17 protein-coding genes are annotated in these 13,806 nt (G+C 36.2%); 14 read left to right on the forward strand and 3 right to left on the reverse strand.

The genetic code is table 11. The annotated features are described in order from the left end of the window. Positions 1–17 precede the first annotated feature (17 nt). From ACXAGJ_RS07135 to ACXAGJ_RS07170, 8 genes are all read left to right on the forward strand, one after another. Complete coding sequence (locus ACXAGJ_RS07135) at positions 18–590, forward strand: anthranilate synthase component II (protein ID WP_073317512.1); 573 nt, start codon at positions 18–20, stop codon at positions 588–590. Between the two features lie 7 nt (positions 591–597). After that, positions 598–1,602 carry an anthranilate phosphoribosyltransferase gene (gene trpD / locus ACXAGJ_RS07140; protein ID WP_474838437.1) on the forward strand — a complete coding sequence of 335 codons (1,005 nt, stop codon included), beginning with the start codon at positions 598–600 and terminating at the stop codon, positions 1,600–1,602. Between the two features lie 111 nt (positions 1,603–1,713). Beyond that, the gene (gene trpC, locus ACXAGJ_RS07145) at positions 1,714–2,499 is read left to right on the forward strand and encodes an indole-3-glycerol phosphate synthase TrpC (RefSeq protein ID WP_474838439.1); all 786 of its coding nucleotides are present in this window, start codon (positions 1,714–1,716) and stop codon (positions 2,497–2,499) included. Continuing rightward, positions 2,496–3,155 (forward strand): phosphoribosylanthranilate isomerase, encoded by a 660-nt coding sequence (locus ACXAGJ_RS07150; RefSeq protein ID WP_474838441.1) that lies wholly within the window; start codon positions 2,496–2,498, stop codon positions 3,153–3,155. The genes trpC and ACXAGJ_RS07150 overlap by 4 nt, the downstream gene beginning before the upstream one ends. Continuing rightward, positions 3,152–4,333 (forward strand): tryptophan synthase subunit beta, encoded by a 1,182-nt coding sequence (gene trpB, locus ACXAGJ_RS07155; RefSeq protein ID WP_474838443.1) that lies wholly within the window; start codon positions 3,152–3,154, stop codon positions 4,331–4,333. The genes ACXAGJ_RS07150 and trpB overlap by 4 nt, the downstream gene beginning before the upstream one ends. Before the next feature lie 29 nt (positions 4,334–4,362). Next, on the forward strand, positions 4,363–4,881 hold the full coding sequence (locus ACXAGJ_RS07160) for a DinB family protein (protein ID WP_474838445.1): 519 nt from the start codon (positions 4,363–4,365) through the stop codon (positions 4,879–4,881). Positions 4,882–4,922: 41 nt separating this feature from the next. Further along, entirely contained in the window at positions 4,923–5,684 is a 762-nt protein-coding gene (gene trpA / locus ACXAGJ_RS07165) for a tryptophan synthase subunit alpha (RefSeq protein WP_474838447.1), read from the forward strand. Between the two features lie 196 nt (positions 5,685–5,880). After that, positions 5,881–7,008, forward strand: coding sequence for a glycerophosphodiester phosphodiesterase (locus ACXAGJ_RS07170; protein WP_474838449.1), 1,128 nt, complete (start codon positions 5,881–5,883; stop codon positions 7,006–7,008). A 74-nt stretch (positions 7,009–7,082) separates the two neighbouring features. Here the strand turns inward: ACXAGJ_RS07170 and ACXAGJ_RS07175 are convergent, their stop codons facing one another. After that, positions 7,083–7,901, reverse strand: coding sequence for a hypothetical protein (locus ACXAGJ_RS07175; protein ID WP_474838451.1), 819 nt, complete (start codon positions 7,899–7,901; stop codon positions 7,083–7,085). A gap of 261 nt (positions 7,902–8,162) precedes the next feature. Here ACXAGJ_RS07175 and ACXAGJ_RS07180 point away from each other — a divergent pair, with 261 nt between their 5' ends. Genes ACXAGJ_RS07180 through ACXAGJ_RS07195 form a run of 4 tightly spaced genes read left to right on the forward strand, consistent with a single transcriptional unit; the run spans position 8,163 to position 10,891 of the window. Then, positions 8,163–8,834: a hypothetical protein gene (locus ACXAGJ_RS07180; RefSeq protein ID WP_474838453.1), complete on the forward strand. Its 672-nt coding sequence runs from the start codon at positions 8,163–8,165 to the stop codon at positions 8,832–8,834. 8 nt (positions 8,835–8,842) lie between these two features. Beyond that, on the forward strand, positions 8,843–9,496 hold the full coding sequence (locus tag ACXAGJ_RS07185) for a hypothetical protein (RefSeq protein WP_474838455.1): 654 nt from the start codon (positions 8,843–8,845) through the stop codon (positions 9,494–9,496). Further along, complete coding sequence (locus ACXAGJ_RS07190) at positions 9,496–10,254, forward strand: sensor histidine kinase (RefSeq protein ID WP_474838457.1); 759 nt, start codon at positions 9,496–9,498, stop codon at positions 10,252–10,254. Before ACXAGJ_RS07185 ends, ACXAGJ_RS07190 begins: the two co-directional genes overlap by 1 nt. Then, positions 10,244–10,891, forward strand: coding sequence for a response regulator transcription factor (locus ACXAGJ_RS07195; protein WP_474838459.1), 648 nt, complete (start codon positions 10,244–10,246; stop codon positions 10,889–10,891). The genes ACXAGJ_RS07190 and ACXAGJ_RS07195 overlap by 11 nt, the downstream gene beginning before the upstream one ends. A 49-nt stretch (positions 10,892–10,940) precedes the next feature. Here the strand turns inward: ACXAGJ_RS07195 and ACXAGJ_RS07200 are convergent, their stop codons facing one another. Next, positions 10,941–12,206 (reverse strand): hypothetical protein, encoded by a 1,266-nt coding sequence (locus ACXAGJ_RS07200; protein WP_474838461.1) that lies wholly within the window; start codon positions 12,204–12,206, stop codon positions 10,941–10,943. Positions 12,207–12,488: 282 nt separating this feature from the next. On the opposite strand from ACXAGJ_RS07200, the gene ACXAGJ_RS07205 reads away from it, so the two are divergent. After that, the gene (locus ACXAGJ_RS07205) at positions 12,489–12,647 is read left to right on the forward strand and encodes a 30S ribosomal protein THX (RefSeq protein ID WP_474838463.1); all 159 of its coding nucleotides are present in this window, start codon (positions 12,489–12,491) and stop codon (positions 12,645–12,647) included. Position 12,648: 1 nt separating this feature from the next. Here the strand turns inward: ACXAGJ_RS07205 and ACXAGJ_RS07210 are convergent, their stop codons facing one another. Further along, positions 12,649–13,302 carry a uracil-DNA glycosylase family protein gene (locus ACXAGJ_RS07210; RefSeq protein ID WP_474838465.1) on the reverse strand — a complete coding sequence of 218 codons (654 nt, stop codon included), beginning with the start codon at positions 13,300–13,302 and terminating at the stop codon, positions 12,649–12,651. 149 nt (positions 13,303–13,451) lie between these two features. Between ACXAGJ_RS07210 and ACXAGJ_RS07215 the strand changes: the two genes are divergently transcribed. Then, on the forward strand, positions 13,452–13,772 hold the full coding sequence (locus tag ACXAGJ_RS07215; protein WP_474838467.1) for a hypothetical protein: 321 nt from the start codon (positions 13,452–13,454) through the stop codon (positions 13,770–13,772). Positions 13,773–13,806 lie beyond the last annotated feature (34 nt).

Consider the following 13,806-nt stretch of genomic DNA (forward strand, 5'->3'; position numbering starts at 1 on the left):
AGGGCAAAAAATATAAAATGAATAAAAAAGTATTAGTAATAGACAACTACGATTCTTTTGTCTACAACTTGGTGCATTATTTGGAAGATCTGGGTTGTGAAGTAACTGTAAAACGCAATGATCAGCTGCAATTAGATGATGTAGCACCTTTTCAAAAAATATTACTTTCTCCCGGACCAGGAATCCCTGATGAAGCAGGTCTTTTGAAAGACATCATTCAATCCTATGCAGATACCAAAAGCATTTTTGGGGTTTGCCTTGGCCAACAAGCCATAGGCGAAGTCTTTGGAGGTCGATTGATCAACCTGGATGAAGTATATCATGGGGTTGCTACCAATGTTACTTTGTCTGTAACCGATGAGCCGCTTTTTGAAGGCTTAGATTCTAATTTTGACGTAGGGCGGTATCACTCCTGGGTAGTAGCAGATAATAACTTGCCCGATTGCCTGGAGGTGACTTCTTATGATCAAAATGGACAAATCATGTCGTTACGCCATAAAGAACTGGATGTGCGCGGGGTACAATTTCACCCCGAATCCGTGCTCACTCCAGATGGTAAAAAAATGTTAGAAAACTGGATTAATAATTAAATCAACTATGAAGAAGTTACTTAATCGATTAATTAATCACGAAACCATCTCCAAAGAAGAAGCCAAGAGCGTTTTGGTGAATATCTCTAGAGGAGAATACAATCAAAGTCAGATCGCATCTTTCCTAACGGTATTTATGATGCGTAGCATCACCATAGAAGAGCTAGAAGGTTTTAGAGATGCTTTATTAGAACTGTGCATACCAGTAGATTTTAGCGAATACAACCCTATTGATCTATGTGGTACCGGAGGTGACGGAAAAGATACTTTCAACATCTCAACACTATCCTCTTTTGTTTCCGCTGGAGCAGGCATCAAAGTAACCAAGCACGGAAACTATGGGGTGTCTTCAAAATGCGGAAGTTCTAACGTAATGGAATATCTGGGGATAAAATTTAGTAATGATATAGACTTTTTAAAACGAAGTATGGATGAGGCAGGAATTTGCGTTTTGCATGCTCCATTATTTCACCCTGCAATGAAAAATGTAGCTCCGATCCGAAGAGAATTGGGTGTAAAAACGTTTTTTAACATGTTGGGACCTATGGTAAATCCAGCTTTTCCAAAAAATCAAATGGTAGGAGTATTTAACCTTGAATTGGCAAGAATGTATGGTTATCTTTATCAAAATACCGATAAGAACTTTACTATTGTTCATGCGTTAGATGGCTATGATGAGATTTCGTTAACCGGAAATACCAAAACGATTTCCAACCAAACCGAAGGAATGCTATCTCCCGAAGATTTTGGTGTTCCAGTTTTGAAACAAGAACAAATCCATGGTGGAGATTCGGTAGAAGAATCAGCAGAAATTTTTATGAATATCCTTAACGGAAAAGGAACGGAAGCTCAGAACAATGTGGTCTGCGCTAACGCCGGGATCGCAATTGCAACGGTAGAAGGCTTACAACCCAAAGAAGGATTTGAAAGAGCCAAAGAATCCCTGCTATCAGGAAAAGGTTTGGCAACATTGAAAAAAGTACAAGAGCTCAGTAGGACTGTTAATAGTTAATAGTTTTCAGTTGATAATATGGAATATACGGAACTAAAAGTATGGACGAAAACGAAGTTATTAACAATTAGCGTATAATCGATAAACTATTGACGATTAACCAAAAACAAAATGAATATACTAGATAAAATAGTAGCTGATAAATGTAAGGAGGTTGAGCTGAAGAAAAGCTTGATTCCTGTCTCGCAATTAGAATCTTCGGTATTATTTGACAAGCGAACCCACTCACTAGCTACAGCATTACAAAATAGCGATACGGGAATTATTGCTGAACATAAACGCAGATCCCCTTCAAAATCAGTAATTAACCAAAAAGTAAGCGTGCAAGACGTTGCAGAAGGGTATGAAACCGCAGGAGTATCGGGTATGTCTGTACTTACTGATGGTAAATATTTTGGAGGTTCCCTTGATGACCTACTACTAGCAAGATCAGCGGTAAATCTACCGTTGCTTCGCAAAGAGTTTATCATTGACGAATATCAGTTACTAGAAGCCAAAGCACATGGAGCTGACGTCATTCTATTGATCGCAGCGGTATTAGAACGAGAACAAATCAAACATCTATCTGAGTTTGCCAAAAGCCTGTCGCTGGATGTTTTACTCGAGGTTCACAATGAAGAAGAATTACAAAAATCTATTATGCCGTCTCTGGATATGCTTGGGGTAAACAACAGAAACCTAAAAACATTTACGGTAAGTACCGATGTGAGTAAAGCATTAAGTACACAAATACCGGATGATTTTGTAAAAGTTTCAGAAAGTGGCATTAGCAATATCGAAGCCATAAAAGATTTACAACAATACGGATATCAAGGTTTTTTGATTGGTGAAAACTTTATGAAAACTGAAAACCCTGGGGCTAGTGCTGTAGAATTTATAAAAAACTTACAATCATGAAACTCAAGGTGTGTGGAATGAAATACTCAGATAATATCGAAGCCATCGCTGCTTTAGAACCCGATTATTTAGGCTTTATTTTTTATGATCGATCACCAAGGAATTTTAATGCAGAAATCCCGGTATTACCAGATTCGATCAAAAAAGTGGGAGTTTTTGTGGATAGTACCATTTCAAATATTGTTGAAAAAGTAAAACAATTCCGTTTCAAAGCAATACAATTACATGGAGATGAATCTCCAGCCTATTGCAAAGAATTGAAATCAAGTCTATCTGAACTAAATCCCGCCATTGCAATATGGAAAGTATTCTCCATCAAAGATGAATTCGATTTTTCTATCCTTGAGCCGTATGAAGGTATTGTAGATTATTTCTTATTTGACACCAAAGGAAAAGAAAAAGGTGGTAACGGTCATACTTTTGATTGGAATGTTTTGAAGAAGTACAATTCTCAAACCCCATTCATTTTAAGTGGTGGTATTGGTCTTGCTGAAATTGAAAAAATACAGGAAATCTTAAAAACTGATTTACCAATTCATGCTATAGATGTGAACAGTAAGTTCGAAATTGAACCTGGACTAAAAGAAGAAATTGCATTAGAAAAATTTAAAAACCAACTAACCCTTATCTCTAGGGATCAAAAAATAAAACTATGAGTTATCAAGTAAATGAAAAAGGATATTATGGTGATTTTGGAGGTGCATATATCCCAGAAATGTTATATCCCAATGTAGAAGAATTACGTACCCAATATTTGGATATTATGAACGACCCTTCTTTTAAAGAAGAATTCGATCAATTACTAAAAGATTATGTGGGTCGCCCTTCTCCTTTATATTTTGCAAAACGGCTTTCAGAAAAGCACAATACCAAAGTATACCTGAAACGCGAAGACTTAAATCACACCGGAGCGCACAAAGTCAACAATACTATCGGTCAAATACTAGTGGCAAAAAAACTTGGTAAAAATAGAATCATTGCCGAGACCGGAGCCGGACAACATGGAGTAGCCACTGCAACCGTTTGCGCACTTATGGGGATACAATGTGTTGTATACATGGGTGAGATTGATATTAAACGTCAGGCCCCAAATGTAGCTCGTATGAAAATGCTAGGGGCAGAAGTACGTCCTGCCAAATCAGGTAGTAAAACCCTAAAAGATGCCACCAACGAAGCAATTAGAGATTGGATCAATAATCCTGTAGATACGCACTACATCATTGGTTCTGCTATCGGACCTCATCCTTATCCAGATATGGTGACCCGTTTTCAATCTGTTATTTCTGAAGAAATCAAATGGCAACTTAAGGAAAAAGAAGGAAGAGAAAATCCTGATTATGTAGTGGCTTGTATAGGTGGAGGAAGTAACGCTGCTGGTACTTATTATCACTTTTTGGATGAGCCAAGTGTGGGTATCATCGCGGTCGAAGCTGCCGGTAAAGGTGTAGATAGTGGAGAAAGCGCAGCAACTTCACAATTGGGTAAAGAAGGAATTATTCATGGATGCAAAACCTTATTGATGCAAACAGCAGATGGACAAATAACAGAACCTTACTCTATTTCTGCTGGGTTGGACTATCCTGGTGTTGGGCCATTGCATTCGCATTTATATCGTACCAGAAGAGGAGAGTTTTACTCGGTTACCGATGATGATGCTATGGCTGCCGGATTGGAGTTATCCCAATTAGAAGGGATTATCCCCGCCATAGAAACCTCTCATGCATTAGCCATATTTAATGATAAAAAATTCAAACCAGAGGATGTGGTAGTGATTAGTCTTTCGGGAAGAGGCGATAAAGATTTGAATACATATATTGATTATTTTAGACTATAAATAAAGTACAATCAAATATTCACACAATTATGGATACGATTTCGGTATTGGTTACACAGACAAAAAGTGCATACGAATGGTTTAATAAACTGGCGTTATCCGTTCCCAAAGATGAATGGGAGTACTCACCTAACGTTATGGAAACCAACATTGCTTGGCAAGTTGGGCATCAAATCATTAGCTATTACTATCATAGCATACTATCTATAACTGGTCATCGACCAGACGTTTTTGAGCAAGTGCCTATCCGAAAATATGCAGATTGGTATACTTTTAAATCGACAGCATCACAGACTAATGATAAAGATACTGTAGGAAATCTGGAGAAAAACTTACTTTTTATGCAAGCTAAATCTCTTGAAATCATACAAGACTTGTCTCCGGATGATCTTGACAAGTCATTAGAGCCTTTGGATCAACCTCATCCGGTTGCCAAAACCAAATTTGAAGCCATCGATTGGAACATCAAGCATACCCTATGGCATTGTGGACAAATCGCGATGTTGAAACGAGTAATGAATAATCCATATAGTTTTGGACTAAATTAATAACGAGTTTCTCTATATAGAGCAACTCGAAACCTATAACAATGAATAGAATTAAAGAAAAATTAGCTGAAAACAAGAAGTTATTATCTATATATTTTACCGCAGGATATCCATCATTGAACGACACAGCTCAAATCATCCAGGATCTTGAAAAAAATGGTGTTGATATGATAGAAATCGGATTGCCATTTAGTGATCCTTTGGCAGATGGTCCTACCATTCAGGAAAGCTCTACTATTGCTCTAAAAAATGGGATGACCACTACCCTATTGTTTGAGCAATTACAAGACATCCGAAAAACGGTAAACATCCCCTTAATTATCATGGGGTACTTCAATCCTATGATGCAATACGGTGTAGAGGCCTTTTGTGCAAAATGTCAAGAAATAGGAATCGATGGATTAATCATTCCTGATTTACCAGTAGCCGAATATCATGAGCACTATCAAGAGACGTTTGAAAAATATGGATTAATCAATGTCTTTTTGATCACCCCTCAGACTTCAGAAGAAAGAATTCGATTTATCGATAGTGTTTCTGATGGATTTATTTATATGGTAAGTTCTGCCAGTACAACAGGAGCCAAAAACACGTTTGGAGATGTACAACAACAATATTTTGAACGTATCGATGCTTTATCCCTCAAAAATCCGCAAATTGTTGGTTTTGGAATAAGCAACAATGAAACTTTTACTCAAGCGACAAAGACTGCAAAGGGAGCCATTATTGGTTCGGCTTTTATAAAGCATTTGACTAATCATGGAGTGGACACCATCAACCAGTTTGTAGAAGAGATCAGATAATGATAAGGAGCGAAATTAGATAGTTAATTTCGCTCCTATTCTTTTGTATTGCATGTTAAATGAAGGTAGTTCATAAAACTTAACGTTCTTATCCTTTTCTTGACCATAGAGTAATACCTACTTCACAATTTCATAATTTCAGTTTCATTTCTTGTCAGGCGTTTACTAACTTAAAACCCAAGAAATGATAAAACACATGTCCACCGTATTTAGTCTTATTACCTTTATGATGATAACCTCCTGCGATCTCATCGATGATAACTCTGGTAATCCCGGACCTGACAACGATCTTCCTATTGTGATTGCACATCGAGGAGCACAGTCTGTACTCCCAGAGCATACGCTTGAAGGATATACCAAAGCATCAGAATGGAATGCAGATTTTATCGAACCGGATTTGGTGTTAACCAAGGACGGACATCTGGTAGCCAGACATGAACCTATGCTGTCGGGTACTACCAACGTTGCAGATCTTCCTGAATTTGCAGACTTAAAAACAACCAAAAATCTTGACGGTAAAATGGTAACTGATTGGTTTGCCTCTGACTTTACCCTTGAGCAAATCAAAACCTTAAGAGCCAAACAAGCATTTAGCGGAAGACCGACAGACTTTGATAACCTTTTTGAAATCCCAACTTTTGAAGAGGTGATACAATTGGCAAATGCACAATCCCTGGCAAGAGGTAAAGTACTAGGGATCTATCCTGAAATCAAACACCCTCTATTTCACAATGAAATATTTGGAGCATATTTTATGGAAGATCAACTGTTGAAAGCACTTTCAAAAGCGCACTGGAATCACAAAAACGCACCGGTGTTTGTACAATGTTTTGAGGTAGCACCATTGCAATACATTAACTCAAAATCTACTGTGAAGCTAGTACAGCTTATCTCCACTTACAACATCAACAAAGATGGATCCCTAGATTATAATGTACCCGATGGAGACTTCATCTCGTATGGTGCTCCCTATGATTTTTTTGTAAATGGAGATGACAGAACCTACGAGTTTTTTACTACAGAAGAAGGAATGAAGTTTACAGCTACCTATGCAGATGGTATTGGTCCGTGGAAACCTTTTATCATTTCGTATAGAACCGAAGACTCTGGAGAGCTAACTTTACTAGAGCCAACAGACTTTATAGATCTTGCACATGACAATGACTTACTCGTACATCCATACACATTTAGAAATGAAAACACGCAATGGAGTCAGGGCAATCCTGAAGCAGAATATCACTTGTTTTTTGATGCAGGTGTAGATGGTGTATTTTCGGATTATACGGACGAAGCCGTTCAAGCCGTTAGCACTTGGGAGGATTAGACATAAGGACAACTTGATAAAATAAATAAAACCGGGAAGTCTTCTTCCCGGTTTCTCTTTTTGTAGCCCCACTTTTAACAAACTGATCCGCAAAAGCGATTAAATGAATGTGCAACTCCAGAACCTAAGGCTCTTAGAATACACCAAAACATCCCCCATCCGTTTGATAAATTCGAAAATATACATCCTATTACCTTTGGTATACTTCTGAAAACTCCCCATCCAAGAATTTTCCAACCGTTTCTCCAAACACAATTCACACAATCCCAAAACCCTTTTTGAGCTGCATAGTCGGTATACATTAATCCTTTCATGGTTGACATATACAACAACATTGTGTTTCTATCAAAAGTGTTTAGTTCTCTGTTTTCTTTGATTACTCCTTCAAAGACCGTAAGCGTTTCTATTGCCTCTTCAAAAGTAGTAGCAGTAACCATTTGTGCATCCAGCTCTGTAAACAACTCTAATTGAGCTGAAGAATATACCCCAGTTTCTTGCAATACAGCCGTAAACTCTTCTACAGATGCTTCTGGATTTCTGATAATTTCTTCAGTTACCAGATAATATTCTCTCGTATCAATTGGTTTTTCCCCTTTATACACCAAATAATCATTTACTATAGAATGATCTACTTCATCTGGCCCGTCATAATCCTGTAGTGCCTTGACAAGACTTATATCTTTGGTTTCTTCGATAAAAGATTTCTCAATGGCAGAAATTTCCTCTAAAGAAAGTTCTTCTACCTTCGCAAAATCGAATTCTGCATCCCTCCTATTCTGATTCAAATCCACTTTGGTTTCTTCCTTAAAGCTATCCGATGAATCTTTCTCACAACTTAGCAAGAAAAAAAAGCTTGCGATAATAGGTACAATTAAAAATTTTAGATTTTTCATAATTAATGGTTTTAAGATTGCCTACTCTTACGATTTTCGGCTTCCTCGATCTTTATGCATTCCGATACTTTTTGTTAACAGGACAAAATTCAATCATTTTACTGATCGCAGGCAACGCTCAAAAACCTTAATTCTCTATATGATCAACCTCAAATTTTAGGTTGTTTAACCCTTTGAATTTAGGTTGATTTTTGGACTTAATACTTCATTAGATTTTCGTTATTTGCAAAACCAATATGTTAACTCTTTAAAACCTAAAAAATGATTTCAACAATACTTTTAATTGCTGTTACAGCAGGCTTTGCATCTTACGTTTATTATAACCCTCCAAAGAGATCACAATCCAGCTCTCAGAATCAAAATACAATCTGCATGGACTATTCTGGTGAACCTTTGAATACCTTAAGCGTGGATTTAGTTCATGCTATGACCAATGGTTATAAACAGAACCAGCTTCGATTCATAAAAACAGTAATGCAAGAAGACGCACACTCTATTTGGTTTGATCTGGAGACCTTAAAAAAGTTTTTATACCAAGTTGAAAAGAACACTGATAGCAGTGCCAGGGAAGAAAGAAACCTGGGAATTCGAATTTATTATTCAAGATACCCGAATAATGGCACTTGGGAGAAAAAATATCCAGATTTAAGGGATCTCGCAGGAAGTGAGTTGACAAAAAAGTTTGAAGAACACCATACACTGGTAATGGTCCCTACCATACAGAACGGGAAGACTCATATGGATTTTCACCCCTTGGATGTAAGAACATACGGAGAAAAAATGAGTGAATTTCCAGAATATCAGTCTACAAATACTGTAACCTCAATCTTTGCCTTGACTTCTACCAAACGATCAAATGCTTCAGGTAATATTTCTGCACAAAATCATGGAAGTCTTATCCCTCCTGCTGATGGATCTGGAGAATCTTTTTAGTCCACATTATGCCAGACTACTTTTACATCTTAAAACCTATCCTGCTATTGTCTGAGATTATGGCTGCAGTAGTAGGATTGTTTTATGTATCTAAATTGAAAAATAGTCCTTGGAGGTTTTTTATTTATTATCTGATTTTTATAGCCGCCCAAGAGGCTTTTTGGCATTTTGATCTCGGAATAGACGCCAGAATAAAACAAATGTATTATGCCTATGTTGGTATTCCTATACAGTATATCTTTCTGTATTGGCTATATGGAGTACAATCTTTGAATAACAGAAAGCTATTTACCATATGTATCAGCATATATTTATTGACTTATCTCCCTATAGAGTTGTTCTTTAAAAAGCTCGAAGTTGTGTATTCTTTAAATCCGTCTGTGGGTACCATTTTTTTGATCGTCTTCGTAATACTAGAATTTCTAAAGCAAATCAAAGATGATAGTATTCTACACTTTAGGGATAATAAGATGTTTTACATAAATTTGGGAGTCATCATGCTTTACGTAGGCACTTACCCCTTATTTTGCTTTTACGGTTTATTGCGAAATCACTACAGAGAAATCTGGGAACTGTATTTCGCTTATTTTTTGATAGCTAATATTATCATGTACACACTATTTGGAATCTCGTTTATATGGGGGAAACATCATTCAAAATAATGCTAGCACTCTTTAATGTGATCTTTCTTGCATTTATTGCAGGTATCATCATATTTATCTATCAATATCAGGTAAAAAAGAAAAAGCATCATCAACAATTGCTTAACAAAGATGAAACCCATAAAAAAGAGATTCTTAAAGTACAGATGGAAATTCAAACCAATACCATGAATCACATAGGTCAGGAAATTCATGACAGTGTTGGACAGAAGCTTACATTGGCTAGTTTATATATCAAACAATTACCTATCGATCAATTAGAACAACACACCACCTCTATACAATCGATAAATGACCTTGTAGATCATTCGTTGGAAGAACTTCGGCAAATTTCCAGATCCTTGGCTCAAAGTAGCATCAAAAATCAAAGTATTATCGACCTACTTGAACAACTAAGTAGCAGGGTCAATCATTTGAACAAATGTGAGGTGAAACTTGAGTATCCTCATCCAATCAAAATACATTCGATCGCTATCAAAACGGTTATCTATCGTATTGCACAAGAATTTATTCAAAATAGCATTAAACATGCTAAGTGTTCCCTAATCACCATCAAACTAACTCAAGATACCGATAAGATTGTACTGTATCTGGAAGATAATGGGATTGGCTTTGACATGGGTAGTGTTACAAACGGAGGAATCGGAATCAATAATTTTGAAAAAAGGGCAAAATGGATTGGGGCTACCTTACATTATAACAGCAAAATTGATCATGGAACCCAATTAACTTTAGAAATACCAGAAAATGAATTATAATATTGTTATTGTAGACGATCATGTGCTTATCGCCAATGCTCTGGCTGAAATCATTTCAAAATTCAAAGATTTTAATGTGATCTACACTTGTGAAAACGGGAAGGATTTACAGCAAAAAATCAGTACTACTATAAAACCGGACATCATATTACTCGATGTGAGTATGCCAGAAATGGATGGTTTTGAAACTGCCAAGTGGTTGAGCGAAACATATCCAGATATTTTGATCATGGCCTTAAGCATGCAAAATGACGATGCCAGCTTGATTAAAATGATCAAAAATGGAGCTAAAGGTTATATGCTAAAAAACATCCAACCCTTGGAATTAGAAGTGTCTTTACAAAAACTGATCAAAAAGAGAAGGTATTTTCCAGAATGGGCCTCTATAAAAGTATTCGAAAGTTTAAACGACATAGATAACGATGATAAAAACAATATCAAACTATCCAATCGTGAAATCGAATTCCTTAAATATTCCACAACCGAGATGAGTTATAAAGAGATGGCAGAAAAAATGTTCTGCAGCCCACGTACCGTTGAAAATTATAGGGATAGTCTATTTACCAAATTGGGTTTAAAAACAAGAGTAGGTTTGGCTGTTTACGCTATCAAGAATGGATTTGCTTTAGATGAATAAAAGATCAAAAGTCCATTCCCAAAACTATTTTGGTTGTTCCCCTAGGGTATCATCCACGTTTTACAAAAAGATTGCGGATAAATTTATCAAGTTTTTCCCTTTTCAATAGCATCACACTGGTATCGATTCTTGTGATAAAACCATAAGGATTACCATCAATAGACATCTCTCCTGCGATATACAATAGATCATTTTCGTCAATCTGCATTTTACCCAATGTTAGCATTGGATGTCTAAGCATAATAGATGCAATACCATCAACTCCAAAAGTTTCATCTATGGTTCCATCGTTCTTAAGCTTTTTGATCAATATTTCAGCATCATCATTCAAACTTTTGGACACTACAAATAGTTCCCCTTTCTTATTTACAACAAAACTGGAGTCATACAAATCGGCATTACCATCCACCTGTCCACTATCTCTAAAAGTTTTATCCTGATTACCGTCTACATCATATTTATTGATAAGATATAATGCTTCAGAATTCGTTTTTATTTGAGAAATATACACTGCAGCATCTGTCAATACAATATGATCAATAGTTTCATAATCCCCTTCTACCGATAAACAATGTATGTTTTGACGTTCCATTCGCTCACTGCTCAAACCTGCCAAATAAGTGGCATGGTCGACTTCATTTTCGGTATTTCCAGAATATGCCAAAAACAAATAGTCATCTCGCATAGCAGAACTATCTAATCGATAGCAATGATTGGCATACAAGTCCGAGGATAAGGTCCTTCCTTCACTGCTCAATTTGAGAATAGCTATTTTCTCTTCGGTAGTAGAAATACTAAAATCATTGATCTTTGCAACCACTACAATTTCTCCATTTGAAGAGGTGTACAAAAACTGACCGAAATTATCATCTGAGTTATCTAATATACTTTTGGTATAAATTCCTCCTCTACCAAATTGAGTATTCAGCGTTCCATCTTCAAAAAACTCATTAATATGGATCATCCAACTCAATCCATTCCACAAATTGGATAACACCACTACGGTACCATAAGGTGTAGCACTCATCGCCACAGGGGTAGTTCCTTCATTATTTAAAATAGCAGAAGTAAAATTAAAAGAGGTGTCCTTCTGGCCATTTTTAAGCAAACGAATCAAATTACCGTTATCATCAGACAGATGCAATACATAAAGCTCTCCGTTGTCTGTTAAATTGTAATCTATGATTCGAGAGGTATTCATCCCCAATTCCTTGAATAAGTAAAGTCCATTTCTGGCAAACTTCTCATCAATCTGCTGTGCAGATATAGGAATACAAAGGGCACAAAAAAGTAAGGTGAAAAAATTAATTTTCATGTTCAGTCGGTGTATAGCTTTTAGTCTAAGCCATCACTCAAGTGGTTGGTTAGGATGAAAGACCCAGGGGTAGTTGGATTCTGCTCCCAAAAAAAAGAATTAATATGTTATAAAACAAAACCTTTCGACAAACATCTAATAAAATAGATCAAATCACTGAAATTAATTTTGAAATGATCTGTAAGCTGAAAAGGATATTATACTCTTTTCGTTTTTCTGTCTTAATTCACTAAATTAGTAACACTTTAATTTTCAGATAGTTTAACACAAAAATTAAGATTTATGGGCAAAGGAGATAAAAAGACAAAACGTGGTAAAATCCATATGGGCACCTTTGGAAGACGAAGAAAAAGAAAAAAATCTGTTTCCACGATTCCTTCTAAGGCAAAATCAACCACAAAAAAAGATACGAAAAAGGCCAAAGAGGAAGAAACAGAGTAAATCAAAAGAATTCTTGATATTGCATGACTCTAAAATCGATGGTATTGAATTTGGGGTCTTTGCTTTTTAGATCCTTATAGATTTGCATACTTCCAATTGCCCGATTTGCAGAACCCGAAGGCGCTGTAAGCGATACGGTTTCAATCACTCTATTAGCTATTACCACCTTATGTATTCTGGGTACCGTATTAGAAACTACTTCTAATTTTAGATCGTGTTCTTTTAAGAGCCTTCTGAAAAAATACTCAGGTCCATTTTTGCTGTTGCCTCCCATAAAGATCAAACGATCTATTTTTGGATATTTTTCTAAGTAGCCTACCAGATCTCTTAATTGAACATTTTGCATTCCCAGGTCTGAGGCATCGATCTTATCCCGTTCGCAACGCTGTACAATATCGCAAACACCTATTCGATTTGCCGTCAAAAACCTTCTTCGTTGTTCTGCGGCTTCGTGGGTAGTCTCATACTTAAGACCAAGATCAAAAATTCGATCCAAGACCGGCCATAACAAACCATTACTGCTACCATAGCAAAAATCTACATCTTTATCATTAAGTGCTCCCGTAGTAAATCTGGGAGGTGGTAAAGTACCTACAATCAACTTTGTTGCTTCTGGAGGAAAAAAAGGTTCGTACGGATGAATATGTTGAAACATGATACGAATGTAACTGTATTCTCTAAAAACTAAAAACAAAAACTAACATATAAAACTACCGAATAAAAGAACTACAGCATTCTTCAATCCGACGCAACTTTTATATAAAATCTGAATCTATTAAACGTAATCAAAAAACAAAAAAAACAATGAAAATCAATATGTTGACTTTATTTTTAGCTTTAGGATGTATCGCTTTGAGTTGCAAAAATGATGATGACTCTCCAATCCAGTTCGAATCAACAGCAACAATCTCAGGTTTAGATTTAACACTTTGTGCCTGCTGTGGAGGATGGATTATTAACATCGATGAAGAGGAATCTGCAAGGCGTTTTTCTGAATTGCCACAAAACGCTACCATTGATTTAGAAAATTCAACATTTCCTATCACTGTACAATTAAATTGGGAAGCATCTGATGAATATTGTGGTAATGGAATTATTATTGAATCCATCCAATTGATAGAATAAAACTACTCTGAATAAGTATAATCTAACTAAATAC

The organism is Aquimarina sp. AWH4_224 (genome assembly GCF_056160245.1).